The organism is Gillisia limnaea DSM 15749, from assembly GCF_000243235.1.
Classification (GTDB): domain Bacteria; phylum Bacteroidota; class Bacteroidia; order Flavobacteriales; family Flavobacteriaceae; genus Gillisia; species Gillisia limnaea.
Map to the genome: position 1 here is coordinate 1813184 of NZ_JH594606.1, position 21440 is coordinate 1834623.

At 39.1% G+C, this 21440-nt stretch carries 19 protein-coding genes; 9 read left to right on the plus strand and 10 right to left on the minus strand.

The window, feature by feature from the left end:
• Positions 1 to 25 precede the first annotated feature (25 nt).
• The 5 genes from GILLI_RS09905 to GILLI_RS09925 all read right to left on the minus strand — a co-directional run bounded on the left by GILLI_RS09905 (position 26) and on the right by GILLI_RS09925 (position 5867).
• Positions 26 to 2134 (minus strand): glycoside hydrolase family 97 protein, encoded by a 2109-nt coding sequence (locus tag GILLI_RS09905; RefSeq protein ID WP_006988976.1) that lies wholly within the window; start codon positions 2132 to 2134, stop codon positions 26 to 28.
• A 74-nt stretch (positions 2135 to 2208) separates the two neighbouring features.
• Entirely contained in the window at positions 2209 to 3903 is a 1695-nt protein-coding gene (gene recJ / locus GILLI_RS09910) for a single-stranded-DNA-specific exonuclease RecJ (protein WP_006988977.1), read from the minus strand.
• Positions 3904 to 3943: 40 nt separating this feature from the next.
• A complete protein-coding gene (locus GILLI_RS09915) occupies positions 3944 to 4288 on the minus strand; it encodes a HopJ type III effector protein (RefSeq protein ID WP_006988978.1) in 345 nt (114 codons plus the stop codon).
• 100 nt (positions 4289 to 4388) lie between these two features.
• Positions 4389 to 5060 (minus strand): 16S rRNA (cytidine(1402)-2'-O)-methyltransferase, encoded by a 672-nt coding sequence (rsmI, locus tag GILLI_RS09920; protein ID WP_006988979.1) that lies wholly within the window; start codon positions 5058 to 5060, stop codon positions 4389 to 4391.
• A gap of 27 nt (positions 5061 to 5087) precedes the next feature.
• Entirely contained in the window at positions 5088 to 5867 is a 780-nt protein-coding gene (locus GILLI_RS09925) for a hypothetical protein (protein ID WP_006988980.1), read from the minus strand.
• A gap of 208 nt (positions 5868 to 6075) precedes the next feature.
• Between GILLI_RS09925 and GILLI_RS09930 the strand changes: the two genes are divergently transcribed.
• The 9 genes from GILLI_RS09930 to GILLI_RS09970 all read left to right on the plus strand — a co-directional run bounded on the left by GILLI_RS09930 (position 6076) and on the right by GILLI_RS09970 (position 16705).
• Positions 6076 to 6717: a thymidine kinase gene (locus GILLI_RS09930; RefSeq protein ID WP_006988981.1), complete on the plus strand. Its 642-nt coding sequence runs from the start codon at positions 6076 to 6078 to the stop codon at positions 6715 to 6717.
• Positions 6717 to 7826, plus strand: a complete 1110-nt coding sequence (gene alr, locus GILLI_RS09935; RefSeq protein ID WP_006988982.1) for an alanine racemase — start codon at positions 6717 to 6719, stop codon at positions 7824 to 7826. Before GILLI_RS09930 ends, alr begins: the two co-directional genes overlap by 1 nt.
• 53 nt (positions 7827 to 7879) lie before the next feature.
• Positions 7880 to 8320 (plus strand): large conductance mechanosensitive channel protein MscL, encoded by a 441-nt coding sequence (gene mscL, locus GILLI_RS09940; RefSeq protein ID WP_006988983.1) that lies wholly within the window; start codon positions 7880 to 7882, stop codon positions 8318 to 8320.
• A 282-nt stretch (positions 8321 to 8602) separates the two neighbouring features.
• The gene (locus GILLI_RS09945; protein WP_006988984.1) at positions 8603 to 9592 is read left to right on the plus strand and encodes an aspartate-semialdehyde dehydrogenase; all 990 of its coding nucleotides are present in this window, start codon (positions 8603 to 8605) and stop codon (positions 9590 to 9592) included.
• 72 nt (positions 9593 to 9664) lie between these two features.
• On the plus strand, positions 9665 to 9985 hold the full coding sequence (locus tag GILLI_RS09950; protein ID WP_006988985.1) for a hypothetical protein: 321 nt from the start codon (positions 9665 to 9667) through the stop codon (positions 9983 to 9985).
• Positions 9986 to 10130: 145 nt separating this feature from the next.
• Positions 10131 to 12530: a TonB-dependent receptor gene (locus GILLI_RS09955; RefSeq protein WP_006988986.1), complete on the plus strand. Its 2400-nt coding sequence runs from the start codon at positions 10131 to 10133 to the stop codon at positions 12528 to 12530.
• Positions 12531 to 12548: 18 nt separating this feature from the next.
• Positions 12549 to 13103, plus strand: coding sequence for a hypothetical protein (locus tag GILLI_RS09960; RefSeq protein ID WP_006988987.1), 555 nt, complete (start codon positions 12549 to 12551; stop codon positions 13101 to 13103).
• Between the two features lie 287 nt (positions 13104 to 13390).
• Positions 13391 to 15550 (plus strand): prolyl oligopeptidase family serine peptidase, encoded by a 2160-nt coding sequence (locus GILLI_RS09965; protein WP_006988988.1) that lies wholly within the window; start codon positions 13391 to 13393, stop codon positions 15548 to 15550.
• A gap of 183 nt (positions 15551 to 15733) precedes the next feature.
• Positions 15734 to 16705: an ABC transporter ATP-binding protein gene (locus GILLI_RS09970; protein WP_006988989.1), complete on the plus strand. Its 972-nt coding sequence runs from the start codon at positions 15734 to 15736 to the stop codon at positions 16703 to 16705.
• Positions 16706 to 16754: 49 nt separating this feature from the next.
• On the opposite strand, the gene GILLI_RS09975 is transcribed toward GILLI_RS09970, so the two are convergent.
• From GILLI_RS09975 to accB, 5 genes are all read right to left on the minus strand, one after another.
• On the minus strand, positions 16755 to 17198 hold the full coding sequence (locus tag GILLI_RS09975; protein ID WP_006988990.1) for a hypothetical protein: 444 nt from the start codon (positions 17196 to 17198) through the stop codon (positions 16755 to 16757).
• A 24-nt stretch (positions 17199 to 17222) separates the two neighbouring features.
• Complete coding sequence (mtgA, locus tag GILLI_RS09980) at positions 17223 to 17891, minus strand: monofunctional biosynthetic peptidoglycan transglycosylase (protein WP_006988991.1); 669 nt, start codon at positions 17889 to 17891, stop codon at positions 17223 to 17225.
• Positions 17892 to 18201: 310 nt separating this feature from the next.
• On the minus strand, positions 18202 to 19317 hold the full coding sequence (locus GILLI_RS09985; protein WP_006988992.1) for an NAD(P)/FAD-dependent oxidoreductase: 1116 nt from the start codon (positions 19315 to 19317) through the stop codon (positions 18202 to 18204).
• A 202-nt stretch (positions 19318 to 19519) separates the two neighbouring features.
• Positions 19520 to 20872, minus strand: coding sequence for an acetyl-CoA carboxylase biotin carboxylase subunit (gene accC, locus GILLI_RS09990; protein ID WP_006988993.1), 1353 nt, complete (start codon positions 20870 to 20872; stop codon positions 19520 to 19522).
• 51 nt (positions 20873 to 20923) lie between these two features.
• On the minus strand, positions 20924 to 21427 hold the full coding sequence (accB, locus tag GILLI_RS09995) for an acetyl-CoA carboxylase biotin carboxyl carrier protein (RefSeq protein ID WP_040506568.1): 504 nt from the start codon (positions 21425 to 21427) through the stop codon (positions 20924 to 20926).
• Positions 21428 to 21440: the final 13 nt, after the last annotated feature.

Below are 21440 nucleotides of genomic sequence, written 5' to 3' on the forward strand. Positions count from 1 at the left end.
TTTTAAAGGATTTAAAAAACGACTTCTAATTTAATTTTTCGAAACTTATAGCCACTCCTCCTCCGGCAACAAGCTTCAGTTTAACACTGTCCTTATTTGTAACTTTTTGTTCTCTAATTGAAATAGCTGTTGGATTTTTATCCCAATGAGCATCTTCTCCATCTTCATAAAATATCGCTTTAAAAGTACCATCCGGTAAGAAGTCTAAATTTACATCAAGATCTCTTTCTTCTTCATTGGTGATTGCACCCAAAAACCAGTTATTTGAGTTTCTATCTTCTCTGGCTATCGTTACAAATTCTCCAACTTCCCCATTTAAAACTTTGGTTTGTTTCCAATCTACAGCTACATCTTTAATAAATTGAAATGCAGGTTGTCCTTCATAATGCTCGGGGAGATCTGGTACCATTTGAATTGGGCTATAAATTACTACATATAGCGCAAGTTGCTGTGCCAGGGTGGTATTCACTTGATTATTGGGCTTAAATTCGTCAAATTTTATATTAAATATTCCTGGTGTATAATCTATTGGCCCCGACAACATTCTGGTAAATGCCACAATTGGAAGGTGCTCCGGCGGGTTTCCCCCATCGCTTGCCCAGGCATTAAATTCCTGTCCTCTTAATCCTTCTCTGGAGATAATATTCGGGTAAGTGCGCCTTAAGCCGGTAGCTTTTATGGGTTCGTGAGCATTTACAGCAATTTCATACGCGGCCGCCTTGATTGCCGCATTGTTGTAATGGTTAACCATCCATTGTCCATGATGATATTCTCCCTTCGGAATTATTTTGCCGACATATCCAGATTTTACCGAGTGAATGTCATACTTCTTCATCAAGGCATAGGCCGTGTCCATTTGCTTTTCATAGGTTCGTGGGGCAGCCGATGTTTCGTGATGCATCATCACTTCCACGCCCCTTTCTTTTGCATAACGTACCACCTCTTCCAAATCATAATCTGCATAAGGAGTCACAAAATCAAAAACGCCTTCCCTATCCTCAAAACCTATCCAATGTTCCCAGCCCGTATTCCAACCTTCAATCAAAACACCTTTGATCCCATGCTTAGCAGCAAAATCTATGTAATATTTGGCATTTTCAGTAGTAGCTCCGTGCTTTCCGTGAGGTTTAGATTGGGTGGTAAAGGTATTCATGTCTTGCTCCCCGCTCATATCCCAGGTAGATTTCCCCAAGTGCATTTCCCACCAAATTCCTACATATTTCATCGGTTCAAACCAAGGAATAGCTCCCAGCTTGTTGGGCTCATTAAGGTTTACAATCAATTTGGAATCTATAAGCTGTGTTGCTTTTTCTGAGATTTGTATCGTTCTCCAGGGGGTGAAAAAGGGAAGGCTTCGTTTTACTTTGTAATTTTGATTTTCAGAACCTACCAATTCACTTTGCATTAAAAATGTAGTGGTATCTATCTTTAAAGTCATTCCGGAATAATCCAGCAATGCGGCTTCGTGAAAACTTAAATGCAAGCCTTTGCCTGTACGCATAGTAACCGGGGTATTTACCGCATTCTCCGGAATATAGGTTTGTGCTAAATCTTTATGATCCCGTTTGCTTATCGCATTTATCTCGGAGAGTTTTGTAGCATTATATAAATGCTCGTAAATATCCCAATCTCCGGGTTGCCACCATACGTCGTGATTTCCCATCAATTGAAATTGAGTATTTTCATCGGTGATTAAGACTTCCTTTAGATTTTCCTGTTCTGGAAATTCATATCTAAATCCAAGTCCGTCATTAAAAACCCGTACCCAAAAATTGAGTTTTCGTTTTAAAACGGATTTTTCTTCCAGTTCTATCAACAACTGGTTGTAATTATTAACCACCTCCAGCTGTTCTCCCCAAGGCATTGACCAGGTTTCATTTTTTGATGAGATTTTAATATCTACCACCTTAAAATCCCCAGACAAGGCAGGAGCGTTCCTGAGTTCAAAACCTAGCAAAGAGGTGTCTATTATTTTTTCATTGTTGTGAAAAACCATATAATACGGTTTTCCCTCCAGGTTTAAATTGAATTCAAACCGAATGGGTTCTTCCGGTGCGCTTATTTTTAAAGGTGCGTCTTGAGCATGAAGCGCTACAAAGCTTAAAAAAATAGCCACAGTATTTAAATATTTCATGATAAAGATTTTATAGAACCTCAATTTACTAATTTTTAGGCTGAATTTTTTCCTTTAGTAAAATTTAGTATCGGCTAAGAACCTAAATCTTTCAATTTCAATTGCAGACTTACATTCCCATTCCATTCGTTTTCGTCAAGAGAATACACGGCATTGAATTTTTTCTTATCTGTGATGATTTCACTTTTATTCCCCAGGTTAAAGCCTATTGCATCGATGAATACGGAGGAATGAGTTTGTTTTACCCTGCATTTTAAGTGAAGATCATCCCCACCCACACATTTACCATAACCGGTATCCTTTAGGTTTTTGGTAAGAAATACCGGGGACATATTCCCGGGACCGTGAGGAGCGAATTGTTTCAGGATCCTATGGAATTTGGGAGAAATATCATCCAGTGCCAGCTCTGCATCTATAGCTATTTCCGGGGTTAGAAGCCGTTTATCTATGCTGGAAGCCACTACTTCCTCAAATCTTTGTTTAAAACTCTCATAGTGTGATTCCAAAAGCGTAAGTCCTGCAGCATATTTATGTCCGCCAAACTGCTCGATATACTCTTTACATCCTTCCAGTGCATCATACACATCAAAATCCTTTACCGACCGGGCTGAAGCAGCCAGCTTATCCCCACTTTTAGTAAAAACCAATGTGGGCCTGTAATAGGTTTCAGTCAATCTGGAGGCGACGATTCCAATGACTCCCTTATGCCAGTTTTTGTCATAAACTACTGTTGTAAACCGTTCTTTTTCCTGCAGTTCTTCAATTTGCGCAAGCGCTTCTAAGGTAATAGTTTTATCTGCATCCCTTCTGTCTGAATTAAAAGTTTCAATTTCTGAAGCAAAAAGATCGGCTGTTTCCTGATTTTCTTCCACCAATAAATTTACCGCATAAAGCCCGTGTTTCATCCTTCCGGCTGCATTAATTCGGGGCGCTATAATAAAAACCACATCGGTAATGGTGAGGGTTTCTTTTTTTATTTCTTTTATAATTGCCTTGAAGCCGGGGCGTGGTGCAACATTGATAACCCGCAAACCATGATAGGCAAGGATGCGGTTTTCTCCTGTAATTGGGACAATATCGGCTCCTATTGCGGTGGCTACAAGATCGAGATAGGGCAACAGGCTATCTATGGAATAAGCATTTTGGATTACCCAGGCCTGCATCAGTTTAAATCCAATCCCACAACCACAAAGCTCCTTGTAAGGATACTCACAATCTTCCCGTTTTGGATCCAGAACCGCAACCGCTTTCGGGATTTCTACTCCCGGCCGGTGATGGTCACAAATTATAAAATCGATATTTTTTTCGGTAGCGTACGCTACTTTCTCGATCGCTTTTATACCGCAATCTAAAGCGATAATTAAACCGATGTCATTATCGGCTGCAAAGTCTATCCCCTTATACGAGACCCCATAGCCTTCATCATACCTGTCCGGAATATATGTGGCCACATTGGGATAAAAAGTTTTTAACCAGGATGAAATTAAAGCTACACTAGTGGTGCCATCTACATCATAATCCCCATAAACCATAATATTTTCTTTTGAAGAAATTGCTTTCGCTATCCTTTCAATGGCCAAATCCATATCCTTCATTAGGAACGGGTCGTGCAGATCTTCCAGGGAAGGCCGGAAGAATTTTTTTGCAGATTCAAAATCTTCGATTCCCCTTTGTACCAAAAGAGATGCCACGGGAATTTCTATTCCAAGTTGTGAAGCGAGTTTTGTAACAGTTTCAGGGTTTGGTTTTGGTTTTAGCGTCCAGCGCATTTTCTATTAGGTTTATGTAGTTTAAGATACTAAAAGAATCTTATTTTTCCTCTAATGGATTCCCTTTAAATTGTATTCCATTCCATCCTGTTTTCGTGAAATTTCTAATATTCCGGTGATTGTCTTCATCTGGATTTTCAAGGACATCCTCAAAATAATATTTTCCGAAACAGGCAAGGGTGAAATACTCGCTTAGCCCCTGAAGTTTTGCAAAGGCAAAGATCTTACAGCTGCCGGTATTTTCACCAGTGGTATTATTTAGATCCCCGTTGGTGAATGCCGAAGGTGTAAATTTATAATGATCGTCAATAACCTCAATGGTTCTTGAAAATTCATTTGCTTTGGGATCTTGTTTTAAGGCAGTGATAAATTGGGAAGTGTCCATGGGTATCTTTTTCTGTGATCACCAATTAACTATTGGTTCACAATTAATTAATTGGTTGCTGCTTTTTGGAATCTAAAAACTCCCAAGTAGGAAAATGGTTTTATTTTTTCCCTGAAACCACTACTACAATCTCTCCTTTTGGAGGTTTTTGAGTATAGTGAGCCAAAACTTCGGCAACAGTACCACGAATGGTTTCTTCGTGCAGTTTGGTTATCTCTCTGGATACTGAAATGGGCCTGTTGGGGCCAAAAAATTCAGCAAACTGTGATAAGGTTTTTAGGAGTTTGTGCGGGGATTCATAAAAAATGATGGTGCGTTGCTCCTCTGCCAGCAAGGTCAATCTGGTTTGTCGGCCTTTTTTTACCGGAAGGAAACCTTCAAAAATAAATTTATCATTGGGAAACCCACTGTTCACCAAAGCCGGTACAAAGGCTGTTGCTCCGGGAAGGCAGTCTACTTCAACTCCCGCTTCTACGCAGGCGCGAACAAGTAAAAACCCTGGATCTGAAATGGCGGGGGTTCCGGCATCGCTTATAAGCGCAAAAGTTTCTCCGTTTTGGATCCTTCGCACAATAGTTTCAACCGTTTTATGCTCATTGTGCATATGATGGCTGTGCATAGGGGTATTTATATCAAAATGTTTCAGTAATTTTCCGCTGTTCCGGGTATCTTCTGCGAGGATATAATCTACCTCTTTCAGCACCCGTATGGCACGAAAAGTCATATCTTCAAGATTACCAATAGGGGTGGGGACCAAATATAATTTCGACATTTTCAGAAATAAATTTTCAGAAGGAATTTAAGATTTGAATTTATTTTCTACCAACTCCATAAATCTTTGCTCATACTCCTCTTTTCCGGCCCAGTTTTTATAATCGGGTTTTACCACCAGCTGAATAAATTTTTTCGCCTCGGTTACAGAATCAAAGGTATTAATTTGGGAAATCACCCGGTTATAATCGGCTGCTTTTCCATCAAAAAGATGACGAATAAAAGCCAGGCGCTCATTAAGTCCTATATTAATCCCATTCTTTAAACGATCGTTCAAAGATTTTGGCCGCTCTTCTTTATCCTGTTTTTTAACCGGTTCAAAATTTGGCAAATTATCATAATCTACGCCAATGTCCCGGAAATCCTTTTTAGATCCCGAGGGGGTTTCTGTAAATTTATCTAAACCGTTTTTGGAAAAAATAGTGTTGATTAAATTATCCACGTTTTGAGTTTCCGGTGGCATTTGTGCAACGATATCCTTAATCTTTTCTGTATTGGGTTCGGTGAGGGCATCGGAATCGTTGTATTCGGTTCCATCTGGCAGATACTCATCTTTTTCCTCCTTTTTATTCTCAACCGGTGCCGGAGTAGCAACCTGTTCAACTTTAGATTCTTTTCTATTCAACTCCTCTTCAGAAATTATATTTGAAGAAAAAGCCTCGAGATTTTTTTCGGTGAAATCTAAAACGGTAAGTTTTTCGTATAACTCAAGCACTTGTTGCTTTAAGTAAGAAGGGGAAATATCCTTATTGTTATTTAGAATTTTTGTTGCCAGATCTTTCAATTCGGCGTGCAATTTCTTTTTCATCTTGAACTGTATTTAAGTTATGAAGACTAACTGACCTAATTTGCTGCAAAAATTCTACCAAATTTATGTCGGTCCTGCCTTATTCATTTTTTCAACCTTATTTACAAATTTAAAGAACCATACCACTTAACCGGTTGTATTTTTAATAAATTTGTTTCAACTTTATGCAGATTAGGCATATTTCCTTTTCGGCATTGAAAATTACAAAATGTTTCTTGAAAATACAGTAAATCATAAAGAGCAATTTGGCTGGATAGAAGTTATCTGTGGATCGATGTTTTCCGGTAAAACCGAAGAACTCATCCGTAGGTTAAAACGCGCCAAATTTGCCAAACAAAAGGTGGAGATCTTTAAACCTGCTATAGATAAACGCTATCATGAGGAAATGGTAGTGTCTCATGACGCAAATGAAATTAGGTCTACACCTGTTCCATCTGCTGCCACCATTCGGCTTATGGCCGATGGCTGCGATGTGGTGGGTATAGATGAGGCACAGTTTTTTGATGATGAGATCGTTACGGTTTGTAATGACCTCGCCAATCGCGGGGTACGGGTAATTGTTGCTGGCCTGGATATGGATTTTAAAGGGAATCCCTTTGGTCCCATGCCTAATTTGATGGCAACTGCAGAGTATGTTACCAAAGTACACGCAGTATGCACACGCACTGGAAACCTTGCACAATTTAGTTATAGAAAAGCTTCCAATGACGATCTCGTATTTTTAGGTGAAAATGAGGAATATGAACCTTTAAGCCGCGGAGCTTACTACAAGGCGATGCTTAAAGAACGTGTTAAACAATTACCGGTAAACAATGCAGAAACCCTGGAACCCACCAAAAAATTAGATTAATGCCAAAAACGCGCGAAACTGTTCTTGAAATAGACCTTGGTGCACTTGCACATAACTATCGCTATTTACGTTCAAAAGTTCCTGAAAATGTGAAGATGATGGGCGTTGTAAAGGCTTTTGCCTATGGCAGTGAGGCCGGCGAAGTTGCTCATAAACTCAGTGAACTTGGCATTGATTATTTTGCTGTTGCCTATACTTCGGAAGGGATCGCGCTGCGGGAAGCCGGAATTAAAGATCCTATCCTGGTGCTTCATCCACAATCTGTAAATTTTGAAAGCATCATAGAACATTGTCTGGAGCTAAGTATTTACAGTGAATTTGTTCTGAAGGAATTCATAAAATCTGCTGAAAAACTTGGGATAAAAGAATATCCTATTCATATAAAATTGAATACAGGTCTTAACAGACTTGGTTTTGTTGAAAAGGAACTGGAAATGATTTTTGAGGCACTTTCCAATACTAAAGCCATTAAAATAAAAGGGCTGTTTTCACATCTCGCAGCCAGTGAAGATTGGCGGGAAAGGGAATTTACATTAGGGCAAATAGGGAAATTTAGAACGATGGCAAGGCTTTTTATGAATGCCCTCAATTATAAACCCATATTACATCTTTGTAATACGTCCGGGATCATCAATTATCCTGAAGCCAGCTTTGATATGGTACGCAGCGGAATTGGCCTTTATGGTTTTACAAACGATCGCGAAATCGACAAACAATTAAAGCCTGTAGGCACACTTAAAACCATAATTTCACAAATCCACCCTATTGAAAAAGGAGAAACTATAGGATATAACCGTGCATACAAAGCTGCCGGAACTATGAAAACAGCTACGTTGCCAATAGGTCATGCCGATGGGATCAACCGGCAATACGGGAATGAACGGGCCGGGGTTTTTGTGAATGGTCAATTTGCTCCCATTATTGGCAATGTTTGCATGGACATGCTAATGATCGACATCACAGGGATCACCTGTGATGAAGGCGATGAAGTCATTATTTTTGGTGGACCTCAGCCCGCTACCAAATTCGCTGAAAAAGGAAAAACCATTTCCTATGAGTTAATTACCGGAATTTCACAGCGAGTTAAACGAGTGATTAAACCTGAATAAATTTTTAACCTTTTTATGTAAATTGCTTTCAATTAACCCAAAACCAACCCAAAATGGGATTTTTTAAAGATTTTAAAACCTTTTTATTACGCGGTGATATTGTAGCTCTTGCTACTGCTGTAATAATTGGAGCAGCATTTAATAAAATTGTAAGTTCTGTAGTTTCAGATGTTATCATGCCAATTATAGGTCTCATAACAGGAGGAGAAGCTTTTTCTCAAAAATTTATTTCCCTGGATGGAAATTCCTATGAAAGTTTGGATGCCGCAATTGAAGCAGAGGCCGCTATTATTACCTACGGTAATTTATTAGATGCTATTATTCAATTTATTATTGTAGGAATCTTTATATTTTTAGTGCTTAGGGCATACGAAAGAACTAAAAAGAAAAAAGAAGCAGCTCCTGCAGCTCCAAAAGGACCCACACAGGAAGAATTGCTTATTGAAATTAGAGACGAATTAAAACGACAAAACAATTCAGGAAACATAAATTAGAAAAATTTTCTCACACAGGGGAATGATTATAGGGATGTTTTACATGTCCGTTAAATCAATAAAAAGTACGCATACCGCTACACTACTTATTTTTAATTCTAAACCCTTGCTTCGGCAGGGGTTATTTTTATAACAAAAATGACAATTGTGTTTAATTTGGAAGTATTGAATTAAAATTAAGCAAATGAAGGCTTTAAATAATATATTGAATAATACATTTGTAATTAGAAATAAAATACCTCGGTTTTCAAAAAACCTGTGAGGTTCAAAAAGTTAAACCACATGAAAGTAGCAGTAGTTGGAGCCACCGGGATGGTAGGCACTATAATTTTAAAAGTTTTGGAAGAACGCAATTTCCCCTTTACAGAATTATATTTTGTAGCCTCAGAGCGATCTATTGGAACCGAAGTAACATTTAAAAACAGAGCCCATAAGGTAATTGGTTTGCAGGAAGCTGTAGACCTAAAACCGGACCTTGCCCTGTTTTCGGCGGGAGGGGATACCTCTTTGGAGTGGGCACCAAAATTTGCCGAAAATGGTACCACGGTAATAGATAATTCTTCGGCCTGGAGAATGGACAAAACAAAAAAACTGATCATTCCAGAGATCAATGCCGGAGAACTTACTTCAGAAGATAAAATTATTGCCAATCCAAACTGCTCTACAATACAGTTGCTAATGGCGCTAAAACCTTTACACGATAAATACACGATCAAACGTGTAGTGGTTTCTACCTATCAATCAATTACAGGAACCGGGGTAAAAGCTGTTCAGCAATTGGAAAATGAATATCGGGGAGCAAAGGGAGAAATGGCCTATGCGTATCCAATTCATAAAAATGCGCTTCCACAATGCGATGTTTTTACAGAAAACGGTTACACCAAAGAGGAGATGAAGCTTACCAATGAAACCAAAAAGATCCTGGGAGATGATACTGTCCTGGTTTCAGCAACTGCCATAAGGATCCCGGTAGTTGGTGGTCATAGTGAATCTGTTAATATTCAATTTGAAAATGATTTTACCGAAGGAGATGTGCGAAGGATCCTGAGTGATTTTCCCGGGGTAACCGTGCAGGATAATCCCGAATTAAATACCTATCCCATGCCCATTTATGCGGAAGGAAAAGACGATGTTTTTGTTGGACGTATCCGTAGGGATTATTCGCAGCCCAACACATTGAACATGTGGATCGTAGCCGATAATTTAAGAAAAGGAGCTGCTACCAATGCGGTACAAATCGCTGAATATTTAGTGGAAAATAAACTTGTGTAATTATTTATAGGTTTTGTTAAAAGATAGAAACCGGCTTGTTCTTAAGGAGCCGGTTTCCTATATTTGCCATCCATGAAACAAATAAGCGCACATATAAGCACTATTTTAAGTATAGTGATATTGGTAGCAAGCCTTCTTCCGGCATTGCATGCGTTTGATCATGAGGCGTCTTCTAAAAGTGATACGGCCTTAACACAGGATTTCACGAAAGCATCCATAGATTGCGATTTATGCGATTTCCAGATCGCTAATACAGATGCTCCTTCAATATTTACATACAAGGTCTATCCTCCGCAAAAAGAATCGGTATATGCTATCTCTTTGGCAGAAACCGTAAACCTTTTTCCAAATCCATTATTTTCCCTTCGGGCACCTCCCGCAGTGCTTGTCTAAAAAAAATCAAATAAACATACTTTCTACTTAAGTTGATTTTTTTTCCGAATTAATCCCTTCTTTAATCAATCGATTTATTTTCTCTAAGAAAAAATCCCCATTTGTTTTAACAAACTGAGATTTTTTACTTAAAACAATAATTTATATGCGCTATAAAGTAATGATCTTACTATTACTAAGCAGTTTTCCCTCTATTTCCCAAAACTGTGATGTTAGTCTTTCTGGCAAAGTGATCGATATTCATGATGGCTCCATCTTACCTGGTGCTACATTAGTTATTTCGAACACACAGGAAGCCGTACAAACCAATCTCTATGGCGAGTATACTTTTTCCAATTTATGTGAGGGCACTTATTTTATTCAGGTTTCACACCCCTTGTGCCTAACAAGGGGTTTTACGGTAAAAATATCGGGGGATACCACTAGAGATTTCAAACTTGAGCATCATCTTGAGGAGTTAAATCAAATTTTAATTGAAGGCAAAACATTCCAAAATGAAACAGAAAGTATTTTTCAAAATAGGATATCCAGGGCAGCTCTTGATCGTTATAGTAGCGGTTCGCTGGGCGACGCCCTCAACAGTATTAGCGGGGTATCTTCTTTAAATACAGGGAATACGGTAGTTAAACCCGTAATTAATGGCTTGCACAGCAGCCGTGTAGTGATTATAAATAACGGAGTGCGCATGGAAGACCAGGAATGGGGTGCTGAGCATGCTCCGAACATTGATATTAATTCTGCAGGAAGTATAAGTGTGATTAAAGGAGCGGGTGCCCTTCAATATGGAGGAAATGCAGTGGGCGGGGTAATTGTGGCAAACTCCAAAAAAGCACCCGTAAAAGACACACTCTATGGCCAAACCCAATTTAACGCGGCTACCAATGGAAGGGGTTCTTCATTTACTTCTGAAATTACCAAGGCTTACAAAACGGGTTGGTATGGTTCTTTGCAGGGTACACTCAAACGTTTTGGCGACTTTCAAACCCCGGATTATGTATTGAGCAATACAGGGATATTTGAGCGTAATGCGTCCATAAGGTTTGGCCTTAACCAGTTTGATTATGGTTTTGAGGGCTATTATTCCATATTTAAAAATAAAATAGGAATCCTGAGGGCTTCCCATATTGGTGGGGCTCAGGATCAGGTTCGGGCTATTAATAGCTCCCGCCCTTTAATCATTGGGGAATTTGGTTATACCATTGAACCCCCAAAACAGGATGTGACTCATCATTTAGCCAGGGTAAAAGCCTTTAAGGAGTTTAATGGCCTGGGAAAAGCAAGCCTGCAGTATGATTTCCAACGAAATAACCGACTGGAATTCGATATTCGCCGAGGGAGTGATGCAAATAAAGCTTCCCTGGATTTGGCTTTGACCACCCATACCCTCTTACTCGATTTAGACAGCGAAGTCTCTGAAAATCTAAACTTAAAAACCGGTATAATGGCACGTTATCAGGACAATTTTGCAGATCCTGAGACAGGCGTGCGGCGTTTGATACCCGATTATGAAAAATACGAGTTGGGTGCATATGCAATTGTAGATTTTAAGATTCGGGAAAACTGGACGGTAGAAGCCGGGGGCCGCTTTGATTACACCTATATGGATGTTTTTAAATTTTATCGTTCCTCCTTTTGGGAATCGCGCAATTATGACGAATTGTTTCCGGAAATCGTGGTAGAGGAGTCCGGAAACCAACTATTGACAAATCCCCAATTGAATTTTTACAATGCATCGGCCACTGCGGGTTCCACCTATTCATTTGATGGTGAATATAAATTATTTTTCAATTATTCATTGGCATCTCGTGCCCCTAACCCTTCGGAACTGTTTAGTGAAGGCTTACACCACTCGGCCTCCCGTATCGAGTTGGGCGATTTGAGTTTCCAATCGGAGATATCCCATAAACTTGCTTTAACCTTCCAACGGGAAAATTCAACCTTTGGTTTTTCGATAAACCCGTATATCCATAGTATTAAGGATTTTATAGTTATCGAGCCTATAGAAATCCAACAAACCATAAGGGGTAATTTTCAGGTATGGGAATACCGCCAAACCAATGCCAGCCTACTAGGGGTTGATGTGGATGCTTCTTTGGCCTTTGCAAAAAACCTTCGGTTCAACCATCAGTTCTCGCTGGTGAAGGGGTACGATAGATCCCGAAACCAGGAGCTCATAGACATGCCGCCAGTTAACACCAAAAACGAGCTGGTCTATCAAAACCCAAAGATTTACAACCTTCGCCTGGCCTTACAAAGTGAATATGTTTTCCGTCAAAACGAATTTCCCAACAACAACTTTGAAGTCTTTTTGCCGGAAACTGAAACCACAGAACTTATTGATGTGAGCACCCCACCAAACGCCTACAATTTGCTCAATTTTAATTCAAATATTGATCTTAACACCACCTCAAAATCGAAACTCACGTTAGGATTAACGGTATCCAACCTGCTGAATACCTCTTACAGAAATTACCTAAACCGTTTACGCTTTTACGCAGACGATTTAGGTAGAAATTTTTTATTAAACCTTAAACTCAATTATTAATTTTTAAATTTAAAACAGATGAACAAATTCAAATTTTTAAGCGTATTATTTTTTTCAGGTCTTTTATTTACGGCCTGTTCCAGCGACGACGATGTTCCAGAACCCGTTAATGAAGAAGAGGTAATTACAACTCTTACCGTAAGTCTTTCCACCGATGGCAGCGCAACGCCCATTACCCTGATAACCCGCGACCTGGATGGGGATGGACCCAATCCACCAGTGATTACGGTTTCTGGAAATTTAGCGGCCGGTACCACCTATAACGGTACTATCGTACTGCTAAATGAAACAGTAACTCCACCCGAGAACATTACCGAGGAAGTGGAAGAAGAAGATGATGAACACCAATTTTTCTATACCGTTGGTAGCGGACTTAATGTCACTACCGAGTATGGAAACTTTGATGGCGATGGAAACCCACTGGGAACGAAATTTACCCTTATAACTGGCGCAGCTAGTTCTGGAACGCTAACGTTCACATTGCGTCACGAACCAAAAAAGCCCAATACCGGACTTGCTGATGCTGGAGGTGAAACCGATCTTGCAGCCTCATTCAATGTAACTGTAGAATAGGCAAAACTTAATTTTTTAGCCAAAAAGCCTCTTATTTTAAATAAATAGGAGGCTTTTTTATGGAAAAATTACAACCATATCAAAAAACATTGTAAAAAAACAGCGTGCAATATTCGCCATAAAAAATAGCCTTTTAGGCATACAGCCATTATTAGATCCTGAAAAATCCTCTTGTAAAAAGGAGCACGCTAAAATTTTATGAAACAGCTTTTTATAAAAAATTTGAAGATTGTTAAATTGAATAAAAAATTCCTATTTTTGGGCAATTACCTTATAAACCCTTCAAAATGAAAAAAATAATACCTGGCATTTTCGCAGTAGTAATTTTATTCTCCTGCAATAAAGATTCCCAAAAAAATGAAACCACCGCTTTGAACTATCCAGAAACAAAAAAAGTAGATACCACCACCAATTATTTCGGAACTGAAGTTGCAGATCCATATCGCTGGCTGGAGGATGACCGAAGTGCAGAAACCGAGGACTGGGTGAAAGCTCAAAACGAAGTGACTTATGGCTATCTTGAAGATATTCCGTATAGACAGGAATTGAATGATAGGTTGACAGAACTGTGGAACTACGAAAAATTAGGGGCCCCTTTTACCGAAGGAGATTACATCTATTTCTTCAAAAATGACGGCCTTCAGAATCAATACGTGATCTATCGTAAAAAGAGCCAGGATGCTGAAGCTGAAGTGTTTTTAGATCCCAATAAATTTAGCGAAGATGGAACTACTTCCCTGGGTGGATTGAATTTTTCTGAAGACGGTTCAAAAGCGGCCTACAGCATTTCTGAAGGTGGTAGCGATTGGAGAAAGATCCTTGTGATGGATACTGAAACAAAGGAAGTAATAGAGGATACTTTAATTGACGTAAAATTCAGCGGAGTTTCCTGGAAGGCTGATGAAGGTTTTTACTACTCCAGTTACGAAAAGCCTGAAGGCAGCGAGCTTTCAGCAAAAACAGATCAGCATAGGTTATTTTATCATGAACTTGGAACCAAACAAAGCGAAGACAAGATTATTTTCGGTGGAACCGAGGCTCAAAAACATCGGTATGTAGGAGGTTCAGTTTCTGAAGATAACAACTATTTATTTATTTCCGCGAGAAATTCCACTTCAGGAGGAAAGCTTTATATGATGGATCTTACCAAAAGCAATCCTGAGCTGGTAACGATCCTGGATCATGAAAAGTCTGATTCTTATGTGATAGAGAATGAAGGAAGCAAATTGTTTATAGTTACTAACCTTGATGCTCCAAATGGAAAAGTTGTCACAGTAGATGCCTCTAAAGCAACTCCGGAAAACTGGAAAGATTTTATACCGGAAACAAAAAATGTCCTTTCGCCTTCCTCAGGTGGAGGTTATTTCTTTGCAAATTATATGGTAGATGCGGTATCGCAGGTAAAGCAGTATGATTACAATGGAAAACTTGTGCGTGATGTGAAATTACCGGGAATAGGTTCCGCAGGTGGATTTGGCACTAAAAAAGATAAAGAGGAACTTTATTTTTCCTTTACAAATTATGTAACTCCTGGAAGTATTTACAAATACGACATCAAGGAAGGAACCTCAGAATTATACAACAAGCCAAACATTGATTTTAATCCTGACGATTATGAAAGCAAGCAGGTTTTTTATACTTCCAAGGATGGCACAAAAATCCCAATGATCATCACTCATAAAAAAGGACTGGAACTCAACGGGAAAAACCCAACGATCCTTTACGGTTACGGTGGATTCAATATTAGCCTGACCCCCTCGTTCAGCATTGCAAATGCAGTTTGGATGGAACAGGGCGGAGTTTACGCAGTTCCCAATTTACGTGGAGGCGGAGAATATGGAAAAGACTGGCACAACCAGGGAATCAAGTTGAAAAAGCAAAATGTCTTTGACGATTTTATAGCTGCCGCAGAATACCTGATCAAAGAAAACTATACCTCCAGCGATTATCTCGCTGTGAGAGGAGGCTCAAACGGGGGATTGCTTGTTGGTGCAACAATGACCCAAAGACCGGAGTTAATGAAAGTAGCATTGCCAGCTGTGGGCGTAATGGATATGCTAAGATATCACACTTTTACCGCCGGTGCCGGCTGGGCTTATGATTATGGAACCTCTGAAGATAACCAGGAAATGTTCGATTATCTTTACGATTATTCCCCAGTTCATAATGTGAAAAAGGGAGTGAAATATCCCGCTACATTAGTAACAACGGGAGACCATGATGATCGTGTAGTTCCTGCGCATTCTTTTAAATTTGCTGCCGAATTGCAGGAAAAACAAGCAGGAAATAATCCTGTATTGATAAGGATAGAAACCAAGGCAGGACATGGTGCTGGTAAACCAACTTCTATGATCATTGATGAATATGCAGATATCTTCGGATTCACCCTTTACAATATGGGCTTTGAAGTACTTCCCAATAAAGTAAATAAAAAGGTGAAAGGATAATTTTCCATCTTCAATTAAAATACAAAGGCCTCCTGAATAACTTTTAGGAGGCTTTTTTTATTTGATGTGGCAGTGGTTCAAACTACAGGAGTTAATAATTATCACGGTTTTACTTTTGTGATTTGATTTGGTAGAAACAAGTCGTATTTTTACAGCTAATTACTTGAATAGCAACCTTTATTTATGCTAAAAATTAAAAAAGTATCCTTCGCTTATGATAAAATTCCGGTTTTAAACAACATAAATTTTAGTGTTGAAGAAGGTGAAAATATCTCCATCATTGGATCAAGTGGTTGCGGGAAAAGCACTTTATTACAACTTATTTACGGCCTGCATCATTCCGACGGCAAAATATTCTGGAAGGAAAAAGAGCTTTTAGGTCCTAAATTCAATCTGGTCCCCGGGGAGCCATTTATCAAATACCTCGCTCAGGATTTCGATTTGATGCCGCCTTTAAGCGTAGAAGATAATGTTGGAAAGTATTTAAGCAATATGTATCCCATTAAGAAAAAACAGCGTATTAAGGAATTGCTGGAAGTGGTAGAAATGGAAGATCTTGCTAAGGCAAAAGCCAAAACCTTAAGCGGCGGCCAGCAGCAAAGAGTTGCGCTGGCAAGAGCCCTGGCCAATGAACCAGAATTGCTGCTTCTGGATGAACCCTTCAGCCACATTGATCATTTCAGAAAAAACAATTTACGCCGAAGACTTTTTGCTTATTTAAAGGAACAAAACATCACCTGCCTTACCGCAACGCATGACAGTACAGATGCGCTTTCTTTTGCCGATAAAACCATCGTTCTAAAAAATGGGAAAATTCACGCTAAGGACACCCCAAAGCAGCTTTATAACAATCCTAAGGATAAATATGTAGCTTCCCTGTTTGGAGATGTAAATGAACTTAGGTTGAAAGATCTAATTCCTTCCGATAAAAGCAGGAAAAAAGTGCTCCTATATCCACATGAAATCAAAATCGTAAGAAATTCAGCAATAAAAGTGAAGGTTCAAAATTCGTACTTCAAAGGTTCAAAATATTTGATCAAAGCACATCTGAACAATGATACTATCTATTTTGAACATACTGCTAAAATAGACCAGGGAAAAGAGGTTTTCATCGGGATTAAGGAGAAATTAATCGACACCAGATCCGGGAAATAACCAAAATGAGGGATCAAATCATTGAACTCAAAACCAATGATGGCCAAATTTATTCAACTGAAGTTATGCGGTTAATAATTCCGTTAAAACTGAAATCAGCTCCTACTTTTTTACCTAAAAGAGCCTGCGCCACGGGAGAATTTGCCCCAATCGCATAGAATTTTTCATTTCCATCTGAAATTTCGCCGGCAGGGATGACTATAAAATAATTGGCAGCAGAAGTTTTCACAAGGCTTCCAAGCTGTATAGTTTTAGCAGGAACTTTTCTCCCGGCCATTAGAAGGGTTTCCTCCAGCTTTCTAAATTCCCGTAACTGCCCGGTTAGTTTGTCAAATTCCAGATTGATCATTTCCCTGCCGGTTTCATATTTATCGCCGGCGCTGCTCTTGGATTCATTTTCTAGGGACTCTTCAAGGTCCTTCATAGCTGCTAAAATCCGATTAATTCGGTGATCCAGATAATTTTTACAGGCTTCAAATAGCTGTTCTTTCAAGGTTGAATATTTTAGGAAGACCGATTAATTTAATTCAAACCGGCCATAATTTTGCATTTGACGAACGATCCAGTTTTTGCGCTGATTGATGAAATTGCTGGCAGGATTTGCGCGGTATTGCCTTGGATTAGGTAAAATAGCAGCAATAGCAGCAGCCTCATAAGCCGATAGCTTTACTGCAGGTTTATTGAACCAGGCAAGGGAAGCAGCTTCAGCTCCATAAATTCCTTTCCCCATTTCAATGCTATTGAGGTAAACTTCCAGAATACGCTCCTTGCTCCAAAAAATTTCAATCATGAAAGTAAAATAAACCTCAAGCCCCTTTCGAATCCAACTGCGCTGAGGCCATAAAAAAACGTTTTTAGCCGTTTGCTGAGAAATACTGCTTGCCCCCCGAACGCGTTTTCCCCTTTTGTTTTCATCGATGGCCTTTTCAATAGCCTTTATATCAAATCCGCTGTGAGTCAAAAAATTTTGATCCTCACTTGAAATTACTGCAAGTTGTAAATGCGGAGAGATCTTGCTAATGGGAACCCAGTCATGTTGGATTGGCTCTTCCGGATTCTCAAAATAACGAATTGCCATTAATGGTGTAAAAGGCACGGGGATCCATTTGTACAAAATCACAAAAAAAATAGTAATTATAAAAAATCCCGCTATGAGCTTGAGTAAAAATTTTAATATTCTTTTCATATGTGTTCTTTTATTGTCTTTGGCTCTAGTTTAAAATAGGTATTATAGCCGAATTATCTAATTTTCGGTATTTTGACGCCCTTTAGGGGCGGGGTAAGGCAAAATGCCGAAAATTCAATTATTTTTACCCTGGCCCTAAAGGGAACAATTGAATTTTCTATATTCAGACCTACTTGAAACCTTCGGATTTTTCATTTTATTTTAAAATATCAACGCCAAATTAAACTAGAGCCTTGTCTTTCAATCGTCACATGCAATTCGCATATCTTCATAGGTGGATGTATCGAATACTCGTTAGGCTAATTTCATATTATTCAACCATTTCTGCTAATTCCATCCCTATCAAACTCCCAATGGCAACTCCCATTCCGCCAAGGCGAACCCCGCAATAAACATTATTGGATAGTTGTTTTACTATAGGGCTCTTTGTGCTGCCCACCCCCATTATTCCACTCCAACGATGATCGATCTCAAATGGAACATCAGGTAAGATAGTGGATTTTAAAAGAGCTTCAAGTTTGTTCTGAATACGCGCAGTTTGTTCCATTTCTGTGGTTTCCTCAGCTTTAAAATCCAGGTTTCTACCCCCTCCAAACAGTATTCTGTCATCTATATTTCTAAAGTAATAATAGCCCTTATCCAGGTGAAAGGTACCTTTTACTTTAAGATTCTTAATAGGCTTTGTAATTAGAACCTGTGCCCTGGCCGGTTTTACTCCTGAAATTCCCATTTTGGAAGCAAATCCATTTGTAGCGATCAATAACTTTTTTGTGTGGAATAGAAATTTATCTGTTTTCACCTCCACGGAAGTATCATTTTCTAAAACATCCTCTACTGTAATACTGTTAAGTATCTTGATTCCCGCTAAATGCACTTTTTGAAGCAGTGCCTCCATCATCTTCCCGGTATTTATTTGTGCTTCAAACTTGTTGTAAACCAAAGGTTCCTTTATATTCTTAAAATTGAAAATATTCGTTTTGGTCCCAAAAACTTCTCCTCCAAAAACCGGTTTTAATAGATCATTTACAGTTTTTATTTGGGATACACAGGATTGATATAGTTGTTCATCTTCAGGAAGAAAAAGTTCATACCCACCAAAACATTTGTAGCCTATGGCATCATCCCCAAGATTTTTTCGGAGCAATTCCAGGCCTTTTTTTCGTTTTTGAATGAGTTCTACAACTTCCTGTTCAGAGTGGGAATCAAGATCATCTAAAATTTCAGATAAGCTCCCATAGCAAGCAAAACCGGCATTTTTGGTACTTGCGCCATTGGGTAGAAATCCTCTTTCCAGGATTAATATCCTTGAATCAGGAAAACGATCCTTTAAATGAAGCGCAGTATTTAAGCCTACAATTCCGCTTCCCACGATGGTATAATCTATATTTGATAGCCAGGATTGGTATTCCCAGTAAGAAAGGTTCATACACTTGATTTAAAAATGAAAATTACGTAAAGTTTTGGAGACTTTTTAACCAGACTTCATAGTTTATACAAACAGAACTTTTAGGTATGGGAGATTAAATATTATATGATAAAAAACAAAATCCCGGCAGATTTTAAATCTGCCGGGATTTTGTTTTTTAATTCTATCCCACTAGTGAATCTGGTTTGGGATACCAAATTTTCTATTCCGCTTTTATAGGATTCATTTTCCAGGATTCCATAAACTTGGTGGTATAATTTCCATCGATATAATCTGGATGATCCATTAACTGCCTGTGGAATGGAATAGTTGTTTTCACTCCTTCTATCACAAATTCATCCAGGGCACGTTTCATCTTATTGATGGCTTCTTCCCTGCTTTGGGCTGTAGTGATCAACTTCGCAATCATAGAATCATAATTTGGAGGAATTGAATATCCGCTGTAAACGTGGGTATCTATTCGTACTCCGTGTCCTCCGGGAGCATGTAAATTGGTGATCTTTCCCGGGGAAGGGCGAAAATCATGGTAAGGATCTTCTGCATTTATTCTACACTCTATAGAATGCAATTGTGGGAAGTAATTTTTCCCTGAAATTGGCACCCCTGCAGCAACAAGGATTTGCTCTCTAATAAGATCGTAATCGATAACCTGCTCTGTTATAGGGTGTTCCACCTGAATTCTGGTGTTCATCTCCATAAAGTAGAAATTCCTGTGTTTATCTACTAAAAATTCTACAGTCCCTGCTCCTTCATATTTTATGTACTCCGCAGCTTTTACTGCTGCATCTCCCATTTGTTTTCTTAACCTGTCGGTCATAAACGGAGATGGAGTTTCCTCTGTAAGTTTCTGGTGACGTCTTTGAATTGAACAATCCCTTTCTGAAAGGTGACAGGCTTTTCCTGTGCTGTCCCCTATAATCTGGATTTCAATGTGGCGCGGCTCAAGAATGAGCTTTTCCATATACATCCCATCATTACCAAAGGCCGCACTTGCTTCCTGGCGGGCAGAATCCCAGGCGTTGCGAAGATTTTCTTCTTTTAGAACCGCACGCATTCCTTTACCTCCACCACCAGCGGTCGCTTTTAACATAACGGGGAATCCCATCTCCTTAGCGAATCTCGAGCATTCCTCAAAATCTTTCAATATACCATCTGAACCTGGGATACAAGGAACTCCTGCGGCCATCATAGTGGCTCTGGCAGAGGCTTTATCTCCCATTTTGTCGATCATATCCGGGCTCGCACCAATAAATTTTATATTATGTTCCTGACAGATTTTCGAGAATTTGGAATTTTCAGAAAGAAAACCATAGCCGGGATGAATTGCATCTGCATTGGTAATTTCGGCAGCGGCAATTATACTTGAGATCTTTAAATACGATAAATTACTTGGGGGAGGGCCTATACAAACAGCTTCATCTGCAAACCTCACGTGGAGACTTTCGGCATCGGCAGTAGAATAAACTGCCACGGTTTTAATACCCATTTCCCTACAAGTCCTGATTACGCGCAATGCGATCTCACCTCTGTTGGCAATTAATATTTTTTTAAACATACCTATATAGTATTTACTGAAGACGTAACGTTAAATTCTTTCAAGCTGCTATTAAGAAGGATCTACTAAAAATAAAGGTTGATCAAACTCTACCGGAGAAGAATCATCAACAAGCATTTTTACGATTTTTCCTGAAACTTCGCTTTCAATTTCATTAAATAATTTCATCGCTTCAATCACACAAAGTACATCTCCTACTTTTATACTATCCCCTACCTCAACAAAAACATCTTTATCCGGGGATGGTTTACGGTAAAACGTTCCAATAATTGGCGATTTTACGGTTATATATTTCGAATCTTCTACTGCTGGTTGTTTTGTTTCAGCGGCCGGACTGCTGCTTTCCTGCGATGAAGGAATGGCAGGTTGTTGCTGTTGTCCCTGCATTTGCTGCTGCACTTGTCCACCCATAGGATATTGTTGAATATAGGTGGTTTCCTTATCATCAGATCCTGTTTTTATGGTGATCTTTATATCGTCCATTTCAAGTTTTACTTCACTGGCTCCTGATTTTGCCACGAACTTGATTAAATTCTGAATTTCTTTTAAATCCATAATAGTATAGCGT

Bases quoted from the DNA above. Each gene is read 5' to 3' on its own strand.
- GILLI_RS09905 (WP_006988976.1), bottom strand. From the start codon at position 2,134: ATGAAATATTTAAATACTGTGGCTATTTTTTTAAGCTTTGTAGCGCTT.
- recJ (WP_006988977.1), bottom strand. From the start codon at position 3,903: ATGCGCTGGACGCTAAAACCAAAACCAAACCCTGAAACTGTTACAAAA.
- GILLI_RS09915 (WP_006988978.1), bottom strand. From the start codon at position 4,288: ATGGACACTTCCCAATTTATCACTGCCTTAAAACAAGATCCCAAAGCA.
- rsmI (WP_006988979.1), bottom strand. From the start codon at position 5,060: ATGTCGAAATTATATTTGGTCCCCACCCCTATTGGTAATCTTGAAGAT.
- GILLI_RS09925 (WP_006988980.1), bottom strand. From the start codon at position 5,867: ATGAAAAAGAAATTGCACGCCGAATTGAAAGATCTGGCAACAAAAATT.
- GILLI_RS09930 (WP_006988981.1), top strand. From the start codon at position 6,076: ATGTTTCTTGAAAATACAGTAAATCATAAAGAGCAATTTGGCTGGATA.
- alr (WP_006988982.1), top strand. From the start codon at position 6,717: ATGCCAAAAACGCGCGAAACTGTTCTTGAAATAGACCTTGGTGCACTT.
- mscL (WP_006988983.1), top strand. From the start codon at position 7,880: ATGGGATTTTTTAAAGATTTTAAAACCTTTTTATTACGCGGTGATATT.
- GILLI_RS09945 (WP_006988984.1), top strand. From the start codon at position 8,603: ATGAAAGTAGCAGTAGTTGGAGCCACCGGGATGGTAGGCACTATAATT.
- GILLI_RS09950 (WP_006988985.1), top strand. From the start codon at position 9,665: ATGAAACAAATAAGCGCACATATAAGCACTATTTTAAGTATAGTGATA.
- GILLI_RS09955 (WP_006988986.1), top strand. From the start codon at position 10,131: ATGCGCTATAAAGTAATGATCTTACTATTACTAAGCAGTTTTCCCTCT.
- GILLI_RS09960 (WP_006988987.1), top strand. From the start codon at position 12,549: ATGAACAAATTCAAATTTTTAAGCGTATTATTTTTTTCAGGTCTTTTA.
- GILLI_RS09965 (WP_006988988.1), top strand. From the start codon at position 13,391: ATGAAAAAAATAATACCTGGCATTTTCGCAGTAGTAATTTTATTCTCC.
- GILLI_RS09970 (WP_006988989.1), top strand. From the start codon at position 15,734: ATGCTAAAAATTAAAAAAGTATCCTTCGCTTATGATAAAATTCCGGTT.
- mtgA (WP_006988991.1), bottom strand. From the start codon at position 17,891: ATGAAAAGAATATTAAAATTTTTACTCAAGCTCATAGCGGGATTTTTT.
- GILLI_RS09985 (WP_006988992.1), bottom strand. From the start codon at position 19,317: ATGAACCTTTCTTACTGGGAATACCAATCCTGGCTATCAAATATAGAT.
- accC (WP_006988993.1), bottom strand. From the start codon at position 20,872: ATGTTTAAAAAAATATTAATTGCCAACAGAGGTGAGATCGCATTGCGC.
- accB (WP_040506568.1), bottom strand. From the start codon at position 21,427: ATGGATTTAAAAGAAATTCAGAATTTAATCAAGTTCGTGGCAAAATCA.